This is a genomic window from Burkholderia arboris (genome assembly GCF_902499125.1).
Lineage (GTDB): Bacteria > Pseudomonadota > Gammaproteobacteria > Burkholderiales > Burkholderiaceae > Burkholderia > Burkholderia arboris.
Genome location: NZ_CABVPX010000028.1, coordinates 50,402 through 70,925, shown reverse-complemented (window position 1 = coordinate 70,925; position 20,524 = coordinate 50,402). Strand labels below are relative to the sequence as shown.

The 20,524-nt window shown below is 64.0% G+C and carries 14 protein-coding genes and 1 pseudogene; 9 read left to right on the top strand and 6 right to left on the bottom strand.

Annotated features, from left to right (window positions below; all coding sequences use genetic code 11):
- Positions 1-3 precede the first annotated feature (3 nt).
- Positions 4-915 carry an AraC family transcriptional regulator gene (locus BLA15945_RS38055; RefSeq protein ID WP_407045116.1) on the top strand — a complete coding sequence of 304 codons (912 nt, stop codon included), beginning with the start codon at positions 4-6 and terminating at the stop codon, positions 913-915.
- Here BLA15945_RS38055 and BLA15945_RS28180 read toward each other — a convergent pair.
- Positions 819-1,247 (bottom strand): hypothetical protein, encoded by a 429-nt coding sequence (locus tag BLA15945_RS28180; protein WP_174993894.1) that lies wholly within the window; start codon positions 1,245-1,247, stop codon positions 819-821. The genes BLA15945_RS38055 and BLA15945_RS28180 overlap by 97 nt on opposite strands.
- Positions 1,248-1,430: 183 nt before the next feature.
- On the opposite strand from BLA15945_RS28180, the gene BLA15945_RS28175 reads away from it, so the two are divergent.
- A complete protein-coding gene (locus BLA15945_RS28175; protein WP_174993893.1) occupies positions 1,431-2,006 on the top strand; it encodes a hypothetical protein in 576 nt (191 codons plus the stop codon).
- A 398-nt stretch (positions 2,007-2,404) separates the two neighbouring features.
- Here BLA15945_RS28175 and BLA15945_RS28170 read toward each other — a convergent pair whose 3' ends face one another.
- Positions 2,405-2,788 (bottom strand): type II toxin-antitoxin system VapC family toxin, encoded by a 384-nt coding sequence (locus BLA15945_RS28170; RefSeq protein WP_174993892.1) that lies wholly within the window; start codon positions 2,786-2,788, stop codon positions 2,405-2,407.
- Positions 2,785-2,991 carry a type II toxin-antitoxin system VapB family antitoxin gene (locus tag BLA15945_RS28165; protein ID WP_174993891.1) on the bottom strand — a complete coding sequence of 69 codons (207 nt, stop codon included), beginning with the start codon at positions 2,989-2,991 and terminating at the stop codon, positions 2,785-2,787. The genes BLA15945_RS28170 and BLA15945_RS28165 overlap by 4 nt, the downstream gene beginning before the upstream one ends.
- Before the next feature lie 477 nt (positions 2,992-3,468).
- Here BLA15945_RS28165 and rpoD point away from each other — a divergent pair, with 477 nt between their 5' ends.
- Positions 3,469-5,304, top strand: a complete 1,836-nt coding sequence (gene rpoD, locus BLA15945_RS28160) for an RNA polymerase sigma factor RpoD (RefSeq protein WP_407045118.1) — start codon at positions 3,469-3,471, stop codon at positions 5,302-5,304.
- Positions 5,305-5,702: 398 nt separating this feature from the next.
- On the opposite strand, the pseudogene BLA15945_RS28155 reads toward rpoD, so the two are convergent.
- Together BLA15945_RS28155 and BLA15945_RS28150 are read right to left on the bottom strand one after the other, a co-directional pair.
- A pseudogene (locus tag BLA15945_RS28155) lies at positions 5,703-6,182 on the bottom strand (ISNCY family transposase); the annotation flags it as partial.
- Between the two features lie 961 nt (positions 6,183-7,143).
- A complete protein-coding gene (locus BLA15945_RS28150; protein WP_027792660.1) occupies positions 7,144-8,016 on the bottom strand; it encodes a slipin family protein in 873 nt (290 codons plus the stop codon).
- A gap of 327 nt (positions 8,017-8,343) precedes the next feature.
- On the opposite strand from BLA15945_RS28150, the gene BLA15945_RS28145 reads away from it, so the two are divergent.
- From BLA15945_RS28145 to BLA15945_RS28135, 3 genes are all read left to right on the top strand, one after another.
- Complete coding sequence (locus BLA15945_RS28145) at positions 8,344-8,796, top strand: type II toxin-antitoxin system HicB family antitoxin (protein WP_059234133.1); 453 nt, start codon at positions 8,344-8,346, stop codon at positions 8,794-8,796.
- Between the two features lie 62 nt (positions 8,797-8,858).
- Positions 8,859-17,504: a GH36-type glycosyl hydrolase domain-containing protein gene (locus tag BLA15945_RS28140; RefSeq protein ID WP_174993890.1), complete on the top strand. Its 8,646-nt coding sequence runs from the start codon at positions 8,859-8,861 to the stop codon at positions 17,502-17,504.
- A gap of 162 nt (positions 17,505-17,666) precedes the next feature.
- Positions 17,667-17,885, top strand: a complete 219-nt coding sequence (locus BLA15945_RS28135) for a glycine zipper 2TM domain-containing protein (RefSeq protein WP_233464311.1) — start codon at positions 17,667-17,669, stop codon at positions 17,883-17,885.
- A 123-nt stretch (positions 17,886-18,008) separates the two neighbouring features.
- Here the strand turns inward: BLA15945_RS28135 and BLA15945_RS28130 are convergent, their stop codons facing one another.
- Positions 18,009-19,070, bottom strand: coding sequence for a helix-turn-helix domain-containing protein (locus tag BLA15945_RS28130; protein ID WP_233464310.1), 1,062 nt, complete (start codon positions 19,068-19,070; stop codon positions 18,009-18,011).
- Positions 19,071-19,210: 140 nt separating this feature from the next.
- Between BLA15945_RS28130 and BLA15945_RS28125 the strand changes: the two genes are divergently transcribed.
- The 3 genes from BLA15945_RS28125 (at position 19,211) to BLA15945_RS28115 (ending at position 20,427) form a co-directional block, all read left to right on the top strand.
- Positions 19,211-19,552, top strand: a complete 342-nt coding sequence (locus BLA15945_RS28125; RefSeq protein ID WP_153259979.1) for a hypothetical protein — start codon at positions 19,211-19,213, stop codon at positions 19,550-19,552.
- A gap of 189 nt (positions 19,553-19,741) precedes the next feature.
- Positions 19,742-20,113, top strand: coding sequence for a hypothetical protein (locus BLA15945_RS28120; protein ID WP_127479540.1), 372 nt, complete (start codon positions 19,742-19,744; stop codon positions 20,111-20,113).
- Positions 20,110-20,427 carry a hypothetical protein gene (locus BLA15945_RS28115; RefSeq protein ID WP_226153369.1) on the top strand — a complete coding sequence of 106 codons (318 nt, stop codon included), beginning with the start codon at positions 20,110-20,112 and terminating at the stop codon, positions 20,425-20,427. Before BLA15945_RS28120 ends, BLA15945_RS28115 begins: the two co-directional genes overlap by 4 nt.
- Positions 20,428-20,524: the final 97 nt, after the last annotated feature.

Here is a 20,524-nt window from a genome sequence, read left to right as displayed (position 1 = left end):
AAAATGTGCGTGGGCATCTATCCAATCTCTCGGCTGCATGTGAACTTCTCCAAAAGTGACTCGCAAATGGTAGAAAACGACGATCGACAGCGCAATCGCGAGAATCGGCCAGAAGATGTCTGTACGCCGCCATGTTCGCAACAACCCGTCCTGATCGGCCCGACGCCAAACCCTGTCTCGGTGCGGATCGTGAACTTTCCAGCCGGAACTGTTTTCGTGCCACAAGCGGCGCCTTGGGGCAAGTTTCTGTTTTCGGTGAGCGGCGTCGTTGAATTTGCTATTGAAGGCCGGCGATATCTCTCGCCACCTGCTTACGCGCTTTGGATTCCTCCGTTCATCGAGCATGAGTCGAGGGCACGCCAAGCAACCCGATACGCAGCTGTGTATATCGCACAAGCACGATGCGATTCATTGCCGAGAGAAGTGACTGCATTGCGGTGCACCGATATTCTGCTTGCGATTGTTCAGAATTTGGCGGCCCGCTCAATCGAGGTTCCGGTTTCGATGGAGGACTTGCGCCTCGCGAATGTTCTAGTTGATCAAGTACGCATCGCTCCTCCATTTGATGGCTTTCTCCCGTTCGTCAATGAACCAGCGATTGCGCGCATCATGACTGCTATTGTTCAAACACCGGGAGACAGGCGAAGTCTGGCGCAGTGGGCTGAGGAGGAGGGGCTAAGCGAACGGAGCCTGTCGCGGCACTGGCGAGAACTTGCTGGCGTGTCGTTCCATGAATGGCGCCAGCGGGCCAAACTCGTTGCGGCACTAGCGATGCTCGAAGAAGACTATTCGAGTGATGAAATCGCTCGACGGCTGGGTTACAACAGTTCCTCGGCGTTCATCGCGATGGTCAGGCAAATGACAGGCACTAGCCCGGAACGCTTGAGGTCGACGAACCGGCATCGTGGTCCATAGTCGTAGTCGTCGGGATCAAGTGTCAGTTTGAATGTAAGCAATGGAAAGTCGATGCCGTTGTGTAAAAATCGCAGCAGGCCGATGCTTACGCCGGGTTCGATCAACTGTTTGCGAGCGGCGAGATCCACGAAACGGCATGCTGAGATCACGCGAGGCTGTACATCTACGATGTTCACGCGCGCACGCCGACTTCGGATATGGTCCTGTTTCTGTTTTCCTATCGCACTGCGCGGTACATCGCGGGCCCAACGATCAGCTCGACGGCCATTCGTATCGAGAGCGAGCGCCTTCACCTTGCGCTGCTCAATGCGCTCCCGGACCTTCTTATCCATTGATCTCTTTACCGCTTTCCGGTCATTTCTGGGCGCCGTACAGCACCGAATAGATTTCTTGCTGTCGCTCGTACCGCCGTAGCGCCAGTTCACCATCGTCAGCAGCCTTTGCTATTCCGAGAGCGCCGAGGTACGAAAACTTAACGCAGTGTCCGGGATTGATTGACCACTACAGAGAGGACCGTGACCAAGGTGACGCGCCAAGCGCGAAGCGCTATCGAAGCCAGCCGTAAAGGAGCGGGTATGGCACAACAGGGGGCAGTGTGGATGCTGTCGGGAGGGGATCTTCGGAACGATCTTCCATTTTTCGGCACAATCGGCTTTATCTTCGGCCTGATTCAATGGTTCGGTTACCGCTACTTCAACAAATCCAACGTTGGCACTGATCTCTTGGTGGAGCACATCGCCTTCAATTCGCTGCTGATGACCGTGATGTTCCTTTGGTTCGCCAAGTGGGCTGTCGAGCGGCTTTGCATCACGCAGGATCGACCGCTTCTCCGTGCGCTGATAGCGCACGTCAGTACTCGCGCCGTAGCCCTTGCCTCGGTCGCGGCTGCGACCGTCATCGGTTTCGGGGCGGCCGCCGCTGTATCCCACAATATTGGCCCGGCCCTGTGGACATGGTATTTCTCACTGTACCTCGTTGCGATGGCCGAGATCGCCGCGAATCCGTTCTTTGGGCCGAATCACTCCAGGCTGTATCGCTGCTCGATGGTCATCGTCATTGTCTCGCCCGTCGCCGCTTCATTCATGCGTTGAGACGAGCCGTCTCCGAAGTGTTGGGCGACATCTGTCACGTGTGGCGCACCGACGCCGCGCTAGACGGTGGTGAGCAAACCAATTGTGACAAGCTGTGGCGAAGCCAACCAATCGCGTAAGGCGCGCGATGAACGAAAACCGCTATGTCCCAAAAGCAGAAAGAGATCGAGCAGGTGCTGAAAGGTGTTCGGGATGGGACACAGACCGGGACCTAAAATCGCCACGCACTGCGGACGTGCAACGAATCGGTAGGCGGGCAGTCTGATCGGGTTCTTCTTTCACTTGCCGCACGGATGGGCAGCCCGCCCCGAAAGCGGGCGGCCTAATCGTGAGGAGCGAAGCGGGATCGTGCCTCGGCACGGCGACAGACCGCGCAAAGAAGTCGGCAACTGCTTCGCTCAATGCAAGTCAGGCGGTACGTAGTGAACCCCGAATTGCTCCGCCAGTTGCGCGAGCCGCCGATCGCGCGTCCAGAGCCGGGTGCTCGGAGTCAACAGCACCGATGCCAGCAGCGTGCAATCCACGGCACCGCATCCGCGCCCATACAGCCGTTCCCGCTCGATCCAGTCCGCTACTTCGCCTGACGTCGCGAGGCGCGTTTGGCGTAGTAACGCGAGATCTCCCAGCGTTCGCGCCCGCGGTTCGGGCGGCGTCCCGCACGTGAGCTCAAGTATCACCAGTGGATGTGTAAGGACGTTATCGATGCGCAGAAGTTGGATAAGCGCCGGTAGTGGCCGCCGGAAATGCTCGACCCACACGGAGGTGTCGACCAACACACTCATCGGGAGGTTACCTCAGGAGCGCGGCGCGGGACATCTGCCATGTCGGGCGCGCGACCGCCCAGAGCGGCCAGGCGTTGGCCGGCCTGGACACGCACGAAGGTTTCAAGTGCCGCCCGGAACAGGTCAGCCGGCGGCATGCCCGGTTCGGCGAGTTCGAGTGCGCGCGCATAGAGAGTGTCGTCGACGGTGACGGTGGTACGCATGATGGCTCCTTTGATGCGTTTTTGCATCAATTCTAGCATCAATTCAACAGCGGCTCAGTCGCTGATAAACGGATCACCTGCCGGCCTGAACTGGGGCCGTGACACTTTCGTGGGCGAAGAGGGCCGCGAACTGACCGAATGTTGCGCTGCACAACGGCGCCCGCTATAATTTCCTGTTCCCCTTTCTGCGCGCACCAGAATCCGCGAGAGGCATTCCTGCCTCGACTGTCCGTGCGCCATCCCACGATCTCGTTCGCACCCAACAGGCTTGACCAGCCTGTCACGCCCGCGGCGATCGTCGGCCAACTTGTCGAGGAGAATGTATTGGCAAACCCAGTTCGCGACGGCTCAGCATCTCGTGTGATCGCGGTCACGTCAAAGACCAGCCGCCGCACCCCAAAGGAAAAGACGTCGGGCGTCGCAACACCGCTGGACGTGGTATCGATGGCGCGCCAGGACGAGGAGCGTCAACGGCAGATGCGCGCGCTGATCGCCCTGGGCCGTGAGCGCGGCTATCTGACCCACGCGGACATCAACGATCACCTGCCCGACAACTTTACGCAAACGGCTGCGATGGAAACGATCGTCAGCACGTTCAGCGACATGGGGGTGGCCGTCTACGAGCAGGCGCCGGACGCGGAGACGCTCTTGCTGAGCGACGCCGCGCCTGCCGCAGCATCCGATGATCAGGCAGACGAGGAAGCGGAAGCCGCACTGTCGACCGTCGATTCCGAATTCGGCCGCACGACCGATCCGGTCCGGATGTACATGCGTGAAATGGGTGCCACCGAATTGCTAACCCGCGCGGGCGAAATCGAGATCGCAAAGCGTATCGAAGGCGGCCTGCAGGACATGATTCAGGCAATCGCCGCGTGCCCGTCGGTTGTGTCGACGGTTCTTGCCGATGCGGGCCGAATCGCTGCTGGCGGACTGCGTATCGACGAACTGGTCGATGGCATCAGCGACGCCGCGGAAGAAGGTGAGGTGGCCCTGGAGTCCGATGACGCCGAGGTGGAAGAGCACGCCTCCGACGATGACACGGACGGCGACGACGTTGATGCGGACGCTGGGGATTCCGAGAAAGCGAACGCGGCCCGCCTCGAAAATCTCACGAACGACAGCCTTGCGATTTTTGCGCGCGTGCGTGCCCTGTTCGAGCAGTTGCTGGATGCGTCCGCTACCGGTAAAGCGCATTCCGCAGCCGTTGTGCAAGTGCGCGCGGAGATTCAGCGCGAACTCGTGCCGATCCGCTTCACCGCAAAAACGATCGACCGCCTGTGTGTCAGCGTGCATGAACAGGTGGCCGAGGTTCGTGCAATCGAGCGCAGCATCCTGGCGATCGCTGTCGACCGTTGTGGCATGTCACGCGAGGCGTTCGTCGAGTTGTTTCCGGGCCACGAGACCGACCTTGAATGGACTAGGCGCACGGCGGCGACTTCGCGACAGTGCGGCGCGGCACTCGAGCGGCATCTGCCGGCCATCCAGGCAGAGCAGCACAAGCTCATCGACATCGAGGCCAAGGTCTCTCTGCCACTCCAGCAGCTCAAGCAGATCAACCGCCAGATGAGTACCGCAGAGCTGAAAATGCGGCAGGCCAAGCGGGAGATGATCGAAGCGAACCTGCGTCTTGTCATCTCGATTGCCAAGAAATATGTGAACCGCGGCATGCAGTTCCTGGATCTGATCCAGGAAGGCAACATCGGCCTGATGAAGGCGGTGGACAAATTCGAATACCGGCGCGGCTGGAAGTTCTCGACTTACGCGACCTGGTGGGTCCGGCAGGCAGTCACGCGTGCGCTTGCCGATCAGGCGCGCACCATTCGCGTGCCGGTCCACATGATCGAGACGATCAACAAGCTGAACCGGATTTCGCGTGAATACCTGCAACAGACCGGGCAGGAAGCGCCTCCCGCCGTCCTCGCTGAGCGTATGGAGATGCCCGAGGAGAAAGTGCGCAGCATCCTCAAGATCGCCAAGCAACCTGTGTCGCTCGAAACTCCGGTGGGCGACGATGCCGACGCGACGCTAGGCGACATGATCGAGGATGCGTCCGCGAGCTCACCGGTCGAGGCCGCGACTCATGCGAACATGCGCGCAGCGATCGATGAGGCACTTGACGGGCTGTCGCCGCGCGAGGCCAAGGTCTTGCGGATGCGATTCGGGCTCGACACGACTTCTGATCACACGCTTGAAGAGGTCGGCAGGCAGTTCGACGTGACCCGTGAGCGGATCCGCCAGATTGAGAGCAAGGCGATGCGCAAGCTGATGCATCCCAGCCGAGCGGACAAGTTGAGGCCCTTTCTCGAGCGTTGAGCAAGGACCGAAGTGCGCCACATTCCTCTTTCGACACCCCGCTTCAGACCCGCAGCGATCACGCATCGGCGTGATCGCTGCCTTGACGGGCCGGGTTCGCGGCACGAAGGAGAACTTAGACCGGCTTGATGTTCGCGGCCTGTTCGCTTAGCGCAAGCGGTGACGCAAGTGTATTGCGGCTGTCGAGCTCACGCCGCTGCCGTTACCAACACGTCCGAATCGGAGTTGATCGATGGACTTTCTATGGCCCACCCGCAAACCGCTAGCGCAGACAGGTGGCGATTGACGACTCGCATTTATCTATGCGGCCTATAGCGATCCGATCGCAGCGGATCTGGCCTGCACGATGTAGTCGCACGTTTTTGTCCCAATATGTGGCGCGGCATGATGTTTCACCTGATGTGCACGAGCAGCGTGTAGGCCGGCGCTAGTTGCTCGAACCACCGATGGTCGCTGCCGTCTATCTGCACCAGTTCGCCCAGACACGCACGCCGTGCCCGCGGCTGATAAACCTTCAGCGGCCGCTGCCGGCGCGGAATCCATAGGCCGGAGGCCATTATCAGTGTACGAACTGTCTCGACGGCCAGTTCGATGCCGTGACATTCCCAGAGCTTCTCGCAGGCCAGTGTCGGTCCGAAATCGGCGTAGCGATCGCGGATGATCGACAGCGCCCGGTCGGCGTCTCCTGGGTCCAGACGGCGGTTGCCGTATCCCGACACCAAACCCGCAGGACCGTGCTCAAGCAGCCGGCGAATCTGTCGTGTCGTTAATTCCAGCCGTTCCGCTGCACGCCATGGCTTGAGCTTGCCGTCCGCTACGTCCTGAATGACCTTGAATCGGTCCAGTTCGAGCATCGTGATCCGATCCGTGGCAACCATCGTAGCCTCCGGCGCCGGCCCCCGGCGGCAGAGTAGCGTACGTGGCAAGAAAGCGGACATCTCAATCTAGCCGCCACAGAACAAAAAATCCATCATATATATTATGTAAAATCAAGTGGCCAACAAAGCCGGCAGTGCCGTCAGGTTGAATGAGACTGACGGCCTGTCCATCGATCGAATCGCACAGTCACTCCGCTGTTGCACCCGCACCGTCCGGCACTACGTCGCCGGTCGCTCGCCGATTCCATGTCATCGCATCGAGCTACTTAGGTTGCTTGCACGCGAAGCGGATGCGCCGGCCTCCCGCGCCATCGCCGCCTCTATGGTCGAACAACCAGCCGTTGTAGGGGTAACCTTGATCTCCGTGCAATTTTCCGGTTAGAGCGATCTGGACTGCATGCGGGGTTGCGCCCCGCCGCCTCTAAATATTTGTTTAAAATCAAATGGTTGCTGTCTGTTTTTCAAGCCAGCGGGCTACAGACATACCATCCAACCAACGAGTAACAAGAAATGAAGGCGCGGAAAAGGGCGTGTGGGTCGCCCGCAAGGTGATGCACCGTCATCGCAACGCTTGTCGGCCCGGTTGCCGACGCGAACGAGGCGAATTTCGTAGCAACAGTCGCCTGGCGCGTCAACGGCATCGTCTCGGTGACGAACAAGTTGCAATTCGACGATCAGCCTTTGTGAGGTGAACGCGGCCACTATCTTCTTGCAACGATATGTTCATGGCGGTCATCAATCGATGCTATGTGAGGATCCACGGCCGACCTCGAATGAGAGGGGGACTCGCCCCCGCCGCGACCAACCCCGCGTTGTAACGTGATGAAGCAATTTCCGCCTCCTGCCTACGGTGAAGTATTCGCAACAGTCTCATCATCAAATCGTGTGGGGTACCCCCCGTTCTAGCAATGTTCGGGCGATCTGCGCAAGGCGTCGCGGGGGAGTGAATACGAGCTAGCGATCACGCTGCTGTCTTGAGCGCAGGCGCCGGCGCGGCGCCCGCCGCGTCATACCCGGCAATCGCAAGCGCGAGCACGGGATTCAGGCTGTCAACCATCGCACTGGGGATCAGGATCGTCGCGCCGCGTTCCTTCGTCGTTTCGTAGATGATGTTCATCGCTCGCAACTGAAGCGCACCTGGATGATTTTCGTAGACCTGCGCCGCTTCGACGAACTTGGTCGCGATCTCGGCCTCCGCCGAGCCGAGGATCACACGTGCCTGCTTTTCGCGCTCGGCTTGCGCCTGGCGCGACATCGAATCCTGCAGCGCGACTGGGATCGCAACATCGCGGGTCTCGACCGAGCGGACGGTCACGCCCCAATCCACGGTCTTTCTGCCGATCTCGTCGCGCAGGTGCATGTCGGCCGCCTTGCGATCCGACAACAAGGCAGCCAGCATCGATGCCCCGATCATTTCCCGCAGCGAGGTTTGCGCAACGCGGTCGATTGCCTGCCGGTAGTCGGTGATGGCGAGCGCGGCTTTCTGCGCGTCATGGACGTGCCAGAAAATCACGGCGTCGACGTTGACGGGCACGGTGTCCTTGGTCAGCGCTTGTTCGGCGTTGAAGGCGGTGGTTTGAATGCGTTCGTCGATGATCGCGACAACATTGTCCAGGATTGGAATGATCATGAAAAAACCGGCACCCTTGACGCTTTGCAGCTTGCCAATCCGCAGGATCACGAACTTCTCCCAGACGTTGGCGACCCGCACGGACAGTGCGATCAGGACCGCGACGATGAAAAGGGGGGCCGCAAGATACAGGTGGCCCCACGCGCCGATGGCGAATGCCGCGAGGACGAACGCGGCAGATAACACGAGTGTGATGGGATTCATGGTGACGCTCCGTTTCGGTGACGACAACCTGGCGCATGAGCGATGACGCGCACTGCATCTCGGGTCGTCTGGGGCGTTCTGGCAACAGGGGCAGAGGCCCTGATGCGAGCGTGCGCCCTATCGCCATGCCGATCGGTACGGTGCCGTACCTCGATCGCGCGCGCTGCGCTTGCGTGACCGGATAACGAAATATCGGGCGATCCGGTGTGTGAACGACGTGCAGCGCACCACGAAACGCTTCCCGGAGACTGTTCTTCAGCGTACCGACTCGACGAGCCTCCGCGATGCACGATGACGTTTGTCACGTTCTTCAGCCGGGAGCCGTTAATGAAATATCCGATCTACATCACGCAGCATGGGCAGCCCCGCTATCGCGGCGCGCTTCCGGATTTCCCCGAGGTCGGTGTGGAGGGCGACTCGTATGGCGAGCTGCAAGCGGCCGCCGAGCAACGGGTCATGGCCCGCTACGACCGCTCCGCGCGTCTCGTTCCGCCACCGACCACGGACATATCGGTATTGCAGGCGTCGGAAGTCGATGCCGGGGACGGGATCTGGCGGTTCATCGATCTCGACCTGAGCCGGATGACGTCGAGTTCCGTGCGCATCGAGCTGTGCTTGCCGAAGCGCATCGTGCACGACATCGATCGGACGGCGAACGCGCTGCATACGACTCGCGATGCCTTCGTGTCGCTGGCGTGCGAGAACGCAGCCGTCCGATCCGCGCAGCACGGGGCGTTGCGGTGCGAACCCATCGCGAAATCGCTGTCGGAAGCGGCCTGACGGCCCGGGCGTGCCGGGCATGAAGCCGCTGCGGATGGTGCGGCGATGGGGGAGGAAGCGCCTTGAAGATTCACGTTGCGCGTGTGTCGCGACGCCGGACATCGCCATGGAGCAATTCCCGGCCGATTCGCGAGGAGTTCTTCGGCGAGGAGCGACTGGCGCAGCATGCGGGCAGCCTGGCTCGCGCGCAGAAGGTGTTGCCTGGCGTGATCTCGGGCCCGTCGCTCGCCACACGGCTGAAAGACAATGCGGATCATCTGCTGAAGGCCTATCAGAACACGGCGGCCGCAGACGCACGCGGCGAAGAGATCATGCCTGCCGCGGAGTGGCTGCTCGACAACTACTATCTTGTCGCGGAACAGGTGCGGCAGATCCGGGACGATCTCTCCCCGCGTTATTACCGCCAACTGCCCAAGCTCGGCAACGGCCCGTTCGCCGGTTATCCGCGCGTGCTCGAGATCAACTGGGCCTTCGTCGCCCATACCGACAGCCGTTTCGATCCCGACGCGCTATGCCGTTTCATGCTTGCCTATCAGGCCGTGGAACCGCTGACGATCGGCGAACTATGGGCGGTGGCGATCACGCTGCGGATCGTGCTGATCGAAAATCTGCGGCGGCTCGCGGATCAGATCATCGACGACCGGCGCGCGCGGCTCGACGCCGACGCGCTCGCGGATCGCCTGCTCGGCGAACGCGGGCAGGCGCGGGCGGAGACGGAGCCGCTCGTCGCGCGTTATGAGCAGGTGGTATCGCACGATGCGTTCGCGGTGCAGTTGATCCAGCGGCTGCACGATCCCGATCCGGCCGTCGCGCCGGCACTGGCGTGGCTGCATCGGCACCTGGCAGCGCGCGGCGCGACGCCGGACCAGATCGTCGCCTCCGTCAACCACGAGCAGGGCGCCGCCAGCCTCACCGTGCGCAACGTGATCACCAGCATGCGGCTGATTTCGGAGGTGGACTGGACCGAGTTGTTCGAGCGCATCAGTCTGGTCGATCAGGTGCTGCGCAGCCACCCGGGTTTCGCGGAGATGGATTTCCCCACGCGCAATCTGTATCGCGACGCGGTTGAGGCGCTTGCCCGCGGCGCGCCCGTCAGCGAGCTCGAGATTGCCCGTCGCGTCGTCTCCGATGCCGCGGCACAGGGGCCGAGCCACGCGCCGGCCGCCGGCGCGATGCCTGGCCGCGAGGCGGACCCCGGTTACTACCTGCTGGCGGACGGCCGCGCCGCATTCGAAGCGGAGATCGGCTATCGGCCGCCCGTTGCGTTATGGTTGCGGCGCCTCACCCGCCACGCCGGCCTCGGCGGGTATCTCGGTCGAATCGGGCTGATTGCCGCGCTGCTGCTGACGGGCATGCTGGCATGGCTCGCTTGCATCGAGCCGCCCGGTCAGTGGCTGATCCGGCTCGGCGTCGCCGGCCTGCTACCCGCGCTGGATGCCGCGGTCGCGCTCGTCAATCGCGGCGTGATGCGCGATGTCGGCGCGAAGATCCTGCCAGGCCTCGCATTGCTCGACGGCATTCCGCCGGACCTGCGCACGATGGTCGCCGTGCCGGTGCTGCTGACGACGGAAGCTGTGCTCGACGAGCAGATCGAGCAACTGGAAATTCATCATCTGGCGAGCCCCAACGGCGCGCTTTACTTCGCTTTGCTCTCCGACTGGATGGACGCGTCCACGCCGCACGCCGACAGCGACGACGGGCTGCTGGCATCCGCGACGGAGGGCATCGACCGGTTGAATCGCCTTTATCCGGCTGCGCCGGGCGAAGGCGAGCGCTTCCTGCTGCTGCACCGCAAGCGCGTATGGAACGATGGCGAACGGTGCTGGATGGGCTGGGAGCGCAAGCGCGGCAAGCTGCACGAGCTGAACCGGTTGCTGCGCGGCGCATCGGACACGACGTTCATCGCGGCGGCCGGCCGGACGCCGCACGTGCCGCCGGACGTGCGCTACGTGATCACGCTCGATGCCGATACGCGGTTGCTGCGCGATACCGTGCGCCGCCTGGTCGGCAAGATGGCGCACCCGCTCAACCGGCCGGTATTCGATTCGGCAAGCCGGCGCATCGTCGGCGGCTACGGCGTCCTTCAGCCGCGCGTCACGTCGTCGCTCGCGAGCGGCGACGAGGGTTCGCTGTTCCAGCGCGTGTCGTCGAGCGCGCACGGCATCGATCCTTACGTGTCGGCCGTATCGGATGTCTATCAGGATCTGTTCGACGAAGGCTCCTATGCGGGCAAGGGCATCTACGACGTCGATGCGTTCGAGGCGGTGCTCGCCGGTCGCGTGCCGGAGAACGCGGTGCTCAGTCACGATCTGTTCGAAGGTATTTTCGCGCGGGCCGGACTGGCGTCGGATATCGAGGTTGTCGAAGCGTCGCCGTCCCGCTACGACGTCGCCGCGAGCCGCCTGCACCGATGGGCGCGCGGCGACTGGCAGCTCCTGCCCTGGTTGCTGTTCGGCCACGAACCGTTGACGGCGGTCGGCCGCTGGAAGATGCTGGACAACCTGCGCCGCACACTCACGGCGCCCGCCATGCTGGTCGCGCTACTGGCCGGATGGATGCTGCCGCTCCCCGTATCGCTCGCCTGGAGCGCCTTCGTGCTGGTGACGATCGCGCTGCCGTTCCTGTTGCCTGTATTGAGCGGGCTGGTGCCGCGCTGGCGGCGCACGCACGTGAAGATGACCACGCGCAGCGTGCTCCATGCATGGTCGATGGAGTTGCGGTTCGCGTTGACGCGGTTCGGCCTGTCGATCGTCATGTTGCCGCAGCAGGCGTGGTCGATGGGCGACGCGATCGCGCGTACGCTGTTTCGTGTGGCGATCAGCCGTCGCCATCTGCTCGAATGGACCACGGCGGCCGCAGCGGGTGCGCGCGACCGGCGGACCCTCGCGCCCACCTATCTGCAAATGCGCGGCGGCGTGACGCTCGCGCTGCTTGTCGCGGCTGCCAGCCTGATGGCGGGCTGGCGCTTCGATCGTCATACGGGCTGGCTGGCCGTGCCGTTCGTACTCGTCTGGCTTGCCGCGCCGGTGATCGCGTATTGGCTGAGCCGCGCACCACGGTCGGCGGGCGAGCTGGCGGTGACTCCGCACGATGCGCGTCAACTGCGGCGCGACGCGCGCCTGACCTGGCGTTTTTTCGAGACGTTCGTGACGGCGGACGATCAGATGCTGCCGCTGGACAATTTCCAGGAGGACCCGAAGCCCGTCGTCGCGCACCGGACTTCGCCCACCAACATCGGGTTGTACCTGCTGTCCGCCGTCAGCGCCCGCGAGTTTGGCTGGCTCGGTACGCTGGACGCGGTGTCGCGGCTGGAGGCGACCGTCGCGACGATGCGGCTGATGTCACGCTATCGCGGCCACTTTTATAACTGGTACGACACGCGCGACCTGCGGCCCCTCGAGCCGAAGTACGTGTCGTCGGTCGACAGCGGCAATCTTGCCGGCCACCTGATCGCCCTCGGCAACGGTTGCCGGGCCTGGGCGAATCAGCCCGCCGGTGTGGGGTGGCAGGCCGCGTACGAAGGGATCGGTGACACGCTCGCGCTGTTGCGCAAGGCAGTGTGCCGCGATGGCGATGCCCGGACGACCTTGCACGGCGAATTCGAGCGGGCCGCGACCGAGCTGGATGAGACGCTCGCCGCGCCGGCCCGGGAAGTCGGCGCCCCGGACGGCCCCGCCGCGCCGGAATGGTCCGGGATCACGATCCTCACCGCGACGGTCGCCGATGTCGCGCGCGCGCTGACGGACGAGGTCGGCGGGGTGCGGGGCGGCGACGTCGACGACGTGCTGTTTTGGGCGCAGGCGCTGGAGCACGCGGTGCAGGGGCATTGCCGCGACGCGACGCGCACGCCGGACGAAGCGGACGTGCTGAACAAGCGCCTGCATGCGCTGGCCGATACCGCGTTGCAGATGGCCTATGCGATGGAGTTCGGCTTTCTGCTCGACCCGGTGCGCAATCTGCTGTCGATCGGTTACGCGGTGGCCGACGGACGGCTCGATCCGGGCAACTACGATCTGCTGGCATCGGAGGCGCGCCTCGCGAGTTTCGTCGCGATCGCGAAGGGTGATGTCCCGGCGCGGCACTGGTTCCGGCTCGGCCGCCTGGCGACGCCGATCGGGCACGGCGCGGCGCTGATCTCGTGGTCGGGATCGATGTTCGAATACCTGATGCCGTCGCTCGTGATGCGTGCGCCGGACAGCAGCCTGCTCGCGCGCACCAATCAGCTGGTGGTGCGTCGCCAGATCGCCTACGGCGACGGGCTGCGCCTGCCGTGGGGCATGTCCGAATCGGCGTACAACACGCGCGACATCGAGCTGACCTATCAGTATTCGAGCTTCGGCGTGCCGGAGTTGGGGCTCAAGCGCGATCTCGACCAGAACCTGGTGGTCGCGCCCTATGCGACCGCGCTCGCGGCGATGGTCGCGCCGGACGCCGCCGCGCGCAACTTCGAGCGGTTGCGTGCAGCCGGCGCGTGCGGGCGCTTCGGCTTCTACGAAGCGCTCGACTACACGCCCGCGCGCGTGCCGGAAGGCATGCCAGTTGCGATCGTGCGGGCATTCATGGCGCATCACCAGGGCATGTCGATCGTGTCGATCGCCAATGCACTGCTGGGCGGGCGCATTCGCGCCTTCTTCCATGGCGAGCCGGCCGTGCGCGCCACCGAGCTGCTGTTGCAGGAACGGGTGCCGGGCCGGGTCGCGGCAGGGCGGCCGCGGATCGACGCGAGCCCCGCCGGCAGGATGCATGGCGTCGACGCCGGCGTTGCACGGCGCCTGCTGTCGGCGGACGATCCCGCGCCCGTCACGCATCTGCTGTCCAACGGCCGCTACGCCGTGATGCTCACGGCCGCAGGCTCCGGCTACAGCCGCCGCGACGATCTGGCCGTCACGCGCTGGCGGGAAGACGCGACGCGCGACGATTGGGGTAGCTATCTGTATCTGCGCGACGCCGAGAGCGGCGAGGTCTGGTCGGCCACGTGGCAACCCACCGGCGTGGTGCCGGACAGCTACGAAGTGACGTTCACCGAAGATCGCGCCGAGTTCGTGCGCCGCGACGGCACCTTGACGACGTCGCTTGAGGTAGTGGTATCTGCCGAGGACGATGCGGAAGTGCGGCGGGTGTCGGTGGCCAATACCGGCTCCCGGCCACGCGTGATCGAATTCACGTCCTACGCGGAAATCGTGCTCGCTCCGCCCGCCGCCGATCATGCCCATCCCGCATTCTCGAAACTGTTCATTGAAACCGAGTACGTGCCGGCGTCCGGCGCGATTCTGGCGACGCGGCGCAAGCGCGCGCCGAACGAGGCGGAAGTTTGGGCCGCGCATCTGGCCGTGACCTCCGGCGAAACCGTCGGCGCGGAAGAATTCGACACCGATCGATTGCGCGTCATCGGACGCGGGCGCAGCGTTCGCCTGCCGCTTGCGCTGACCGAACAGCGTGCGCTGGGCGCTTGCGAAGGCGCGGTACTGGACGCGGCGTTCACGCTGCGGCAGCGGCTGCGCATCGAGCCGGGCGCGAAGGCGAGCATCGTCTATTGGACCATCGTCGCGGATTCGCGCGCGCAGCTGCTCGACCTGGTCGACAAGCATCGCGACGGCGAATCGTTCGCGCGGGCGGCGATGCTCGCGTGGACCCAGGCGCAGGTGCAGCTGCGGCATAGCGCGGTGAGCCTCGACGAGGCCGCGTTGTTCCAGCAACTGGCCGGATACATGCTCTACAGCGATGCGTCGATGCGGCCGGGGTCCGCCGCGCTGATACGCCATGCGGCGGCGGTGTCCGCGGCGGGCGGCGTGGGCGCGGCGCCGCTATGGACCCATGGCGTATCGGGCGATCTGCCGATCCTGCTGGTGCGGATCGACGACATCGAGCACATCGCGATGGTGCGGCAGCTGATCCGCGCGCACGAGTACTGGCGGATGAAGCGGCTCGAGGTCGATCTGGTCATCATCAACGAGCGCGCGGCGTCGTACGTGCAGGATTTGCAGGCGGCGCTCGAGGGGCTGGTGCGGACCCGGCAGCAGCCGGACGAAGCCGGGCGCGGCAGTATTTTCGTGCTGCGCGAGGATCTGATGGCGGCAGCGGCGCGCGCGCTGTTTCCGGCGGTCGCGCGCGCCGTGCTCGCCGCGCGCAACGGCCGGCTGGTGGACCAGTTGCGGCGCCTCGCGGGTTCACCGCTGCCCACGCGACCGGATCCCGCGCGCGCGCCGCTGCCGCCGCCCACGATTGCGCCGCCGAAGGGCGCGCAGGCCGGCGCCGGTCTCGAGTACTTCAACGGAATCGGCGGTTTCGCGCGTGGCGGCCGCGAATACGTCGTGATCCTGCAGCCCGGTCAATGCACGCCGATGCCGTGGGTCAACGTCGTCGCGAATCCCTCGTGCGGCTTCCTGACGTCGGCGGAGGGGGGCGGCTATACCTGGGTGACGAACAGCCGCGAGCATCCGCTGACGCCGTGGTCGAACGACCCGGTCACCGATCCGCCGAGCGAAGTGTTCTACATCCGCGACGACGAGACTGGCGTGCGCTGGGGGCCGCAAGCGGCCTCGATCGGCGACGACGCGCCGGGCGCGACCGCTTTCGTGGCGAGTCATGGCCAGGGCTACAGCCGGTTTGCGCATTCCGCCGCCGACGTCGCCGTCGAGTTGCTGCAGTTCGTGCCCCTGGCCGATCCTGTCAAGATTTCCCGCCTGACCTTGCGCAACCTGTCCGACCGGACTCGCCGGCTGTCCGTCGCAACCTATGCGGAGTGGGCGCTGGGTGCGTCGCGCACCGTCGCGGCGCCGCACACCGCGAGCGAGATCGATCAGCCGACCGGCGCGCTGTTTGCCCGAAACGACTGGAGTCAGGTGTATCGCGGCAGGGTGGCGTTCGCCGATTTATGCGGCCTGCAAACCTCGTGGAGCGCGGACCGGCGCGAGTTCATCGGCCGCAATGGCGTCCTGAGCGATCCCGCCGGTTTTCCGGGCAGGGCCGGCGCGTCGCCGTTGTCGGGCCGCGTCGGCGCCGGGCTCGACCCGTGTGCCGCGTTGCAGACCACGGTCGATCTCGAACCCGGCGGCAGCGTCGAAATCGTCTTGCTGCTCGGCGAAGGTGCCGATGCGGCAACGGCACGACAGTTGATCGCGCATTACCGTCAGGCGGATCTCGACACGATATTCGCCGCCGTGACGGCGTTCTGGGACGAGACGCTCGGCGCCGTTCAGGTCGAAACGCCTGATCGCGCGATGGACCTGATGCTGAACCGCTGGCTGTTGTACCAGACGCTGTCGTGCCGGATCTGGGCGCGTGCAGGCTTCTATCAGGCGAGCGGCGCGTACGGTTTTCGCGACCAGCTGCAGGACGGTATGGCGCTCGCGGCCGTCCGCCCGGCCCTGACGCGCGAGCATTTGCTGCGGGCGGCGGCGCGCCAGTTTCCGGAGGGCGACATGCAGCACTGGTGGCTGCCGGAAAGCGGCAGCGGCGTACGCACGCGAATCTCTGACGATCGCGTCTGGCTCGCCCATGCGGTCGCGCACTACGTCGACGTCAGCGGCGACCGCGCGATTCTCGATGTATCGATCCCGTTCATCGACGGACGACCGCTGGCCGCCGACGAGCAGGACGCGTTCTTCATCCCGCGCATCTCAGAGACGAGCGCGTCGCTGTTCGAGCATTGCGTGCGCGGGCTGGAGTCCTGTCTGGCGCATTTCGGCGAGCATGATCTGCCTCTGATCGGCACGGGCGACTGGAACGACGGCATGAACAGGGTCGGCGAGGCCGGACGGGGCGAAAGTGTCTGGCTCGGGTGGTTCCTGCATGCGACGCTCACGGCGTTCGTCCCGCTCGCCACGGCGCGCGGTTCGAGCCAACTGGCTGTGCGTTGGTCGACGCGCGCCGGCGCGTTGCGCGATGCGCTCGCCGATGCGGGATGGGACGGTGAGTGGTATCGGCGCGGCTACTTCGACGACGGTACGCCGCTCGGCTCGGCCGGCAACGCCGAATGCTCGATCGACGCGATCGCGCAGTCGTGGAGCGTGCTGTCGCGCGCGGCGGACCCGATGCGCGCCGCTCGGGCAATGGACGCGCTGGAAGCGCAGTTGATCCGCCGCGACGATGGCCTGGCCCTGCTGTTCGCTCCACCGTTCGATCATTCGCAGGTCGATCCCGGTTATATCAAGGGCTATCCGCCGGGCATTCGGGAGAACGGCGGCCAGTACACGCATGCGGCCACGTGGTCGGTGCTCGCGTTCGCGCAAATGGGCGACGGCGATCGCGCCGCGAATCTGTTCGCGCTGCTCAATCCGGTCAATCGCAGCCGCACGCGCAGCGGCGCGAATCGTTATCGGGTCGAGCCGTACGTGGTCGCGGCCGACGTCTATTCCGTCGCGCCGCATATCGGCCGGGGCGGATGGACCTGGTACACCGGCTCGGCGGGCTGGCTGTATCGTGCGGGCGTCGAAGGGCTGCTCGGCCTGCGCAGGCATGGCGACATGCTGTCGATTCAGCCGTGCATCCCGCGATCCTGGCCGGGTTTCAGGGCCACGCTGCGTCACGGCGCGTCGCACTACGACATCGTCGTCGAAAATCCGGGCGGCGCCAGCGGCGGCGTCGCCCGCCTCGTGGTCGATGGCGTGCGGCTCGCCGCCGGCGAAGCGGCGGTGCGGCTCGTGGACGACGGTCGGCGCCACAGCGTGGTCGTGACGCTGGGGGCAGCGCAAGCGGTGCTTCTGTGACGCGGCAGATCGGCATCCGCGCCGGTACGTTAGCGGACGGACTGTGCGCGATCGACCGGCCATCATGAACCGACGTCCCGAATTTCATCGAGATGTCAGCGCATGGGCCTCCGTACGCCGTGCCGGATCGGACGGCGCCGCGGCACCCCAAAGGAGATGATCATGAGAAAGCTAGATTCCGTGGCAGTCGAGATGGCGATAGTCACCATGACGATTGTCGTGCTGGCAGGTTGCGGTGGGATGTCTCACCGTGGAACGGACACCGTGATCGGGGCGGGTGTCGGCGGCGTCGCCGGCGCGGTACTGACGGGCGGCAGTGCCTTGGGCACGGTGGGCGGCGCGGCCGTCGGCGGGGTGGTCGGCAATCAGGTCGGGAAATAGATCGGGCGTGTTCGGAAGACCCGGTACATGGGCAATTGGGACAGCATGGACATCGACTGGCTGAGAAACGTGTTCGGCAGGCATCCGTGTCATGTCGATGGCGGGACGCAGCCCAGGCAGTACCTACTTTTGCGACAGCAGCCGGTCGCTTTCCTTCTTGACTACCATGTAGCATTCGCACACGCGCCGCTCGAGGGCGCTGCGATCGACGACTTCAATCAATCCGCGCGAATAACGGATGATGCCTTCTTCCTGAAGCCGTTTTGCGGTTTCCGTCACGCTGGCTCTGCGCACGCCGAGCATGTCGGCAATCAGTTCCTGCGTCATCCGCACGTTGCGCGAATCCAGCCGGTCGAGGCTCAGCAGCAGCCAACGGCAGAATTGCTGCGCGATCGAGTGATGGCGATTGCACACGGCCGTCTGCGCCATCTGGGTGATGAGCGCCTGCGTGTAGCGCAGAAACACGCGCTGCAATGCGCCGCCGCGCGCGAATTCCTCTTTCACGATCTGTCCGCTCAGGCGGAACGCTTCGCCCGCGCTCTGGACGATGGCCCGGTTCGGCATCGTTTCACCGCCCATGAACAGCGCGACGCCAAGCAGCCCGTCGCGTCCGACCACGGCAATTTCCGCGGACGAACCGTTTTCCATCACGTACAGCATCGAAATGATCGCAGTCGTCGGCAGGTAGACGTGGCTCAAGTGATCGCCCGGTTCATACACCACATGCCCGAGCGGCAGCGCGACCCACGACAGATGGGGCTCGATGCGCTTGCGCTCGTCCATGGGCAATTCGCCGAGAAGATTGTTCGCTACTACGGGCGAGTCGGCCGCGTCGTCCCGCTCTGCGGGCACGACGCCTGCTCCCGATCGGATTCGGTCGATGCGCGCAAGAAGCTTTGCATGCTGTGCGGCCTGTGTTTCCCGGTTTTTCTCGGGCAGCAAGCTCGACAGCGACGTACGCAACGTGTCGTGACCCAGTGCATCGAGGATCTTGATCTTGGTCAGGATGCCGAGATCGCTTTTGCCGGTGCGCCATGCCGAGATTTGCGCGCGCGTAAGCCCCAGGCTGTCGGCCAGTTGCGCATCGCTGCCGAACTGCCCCTCGCGCTTCAGTTCGTCGAACAGCTTGCTCCAATCAAATCGCATCGATCTATAGTGAAGTTTGGTGTCAAATTGATTTGACACCACGCCTGGTCGATGAAAGAATACGATGAGCGTTGGTACGTCAAATCCTAGAGACACTTATAGCATAGGCGCCTTCCGTCGTGAAACAGCGTCCGTGCTTCGGGCATTCACGCCGCGCTCGTGCGTTTCACGAGATCCGCATGAGTGATCGCCCGTCTTACATCCGTCTTCCTCCTTCGTTGTCCGACAGTGTTCTCGCCGTTGTGCCACCTTCCGTGGGCGATGACGAATTTGCCGCTCACCAGATCGAATTCATCCAGCGCGTTTTCAGTTATAGCGCTTATCTGCGCGAGCATGCGCGTGAGACGCCCGTCTCCGATTCCTTCCTCATTGCATTCGTTAGCCTGCTCGAGGCGATCGATGCAAATGCCCCCGAGGATGCTCGCCGATGCGCGCGGCAACTGCAGCAAATTCTCCGGATGCTCGTTGATGAGCCCGACGGCAGCCCACCTGAACCGGCTGCACCGCCCGCAATCTGTTGACCGGCTATTCCACGCCGCGCGGCCGCGTGCTGCGCTCGGCGGCAAATCCCGGGCACGGTAGCGGACAGAAGAATTGTTCGCACGATACTAGACTGCTCAAGCACTCAGACGGATCGATCGGCATACCGATTGATGATGATTAAGCCATCCATCGAAGGGTGGCTAAGCGATTGCTGGGGGAGCGGCGACATGAATATCGAAGCACTGGCTGCCCGACTGGCGCAGACGTTCGGTCCGCAGAGTCTGGCCGGACTGGCGCTCGCCGAATTGAAGCGCTGTCGGGCGAATGGCGAGCGTGCGGCCCTCATTCTGGAAAAGGGCACATTTGCCGTTGTGCACGACAGACTCAATCCCGACGATTTGCCCACTACCGTCAGGAAGCCAGCATTCGATTGCAGGGATCGCGTGGATGGCGGTAGCGGCAGACGCCTGCGATACCTCGCGCATTCGAACGGTTACGTCATCGTGTGCTGGACCGAGGGCACGCCTTTCGTTGTAAACGAACGGCACTGGCTTGTGATGAGGGTCTGCTCGCATCGCCATCGGATGTCGCCGGCGTGATCCCCGACCAGGCCGTGCTGCCGCTCGTCGCCACGAAAAGCCGCATCCTCGCCGGCGCGAGCCTCGCGACGTTCGACGCGGAAATCGTGGCGGGGCTTTCGATCGAGACCGTCCGCCTGTGGGCGTCGCTTCCCCGCATGCAGATCGCCGTCCGGAATGACTCCGGGGTTCCCTATCGCATGATCGCCGTCGAATCGATGCGCCAGTGGCACTGCTTGATCCAGTGGTTCCAGGATAACCGGTTCGCGGATGAACTTTCCGGCCGTTGCTTTTCCCGAAACAAATTCGACGCCATCTTCCGCAAGTTAGTGTGACCGGCGCGTCTAGCGGGCTGGGCATCCGTACGATGCCGCCTTCAATCGAACTTGAAAAGGCAATCTTTCTCGATCACTTTACCGCCCTTCATCAAGA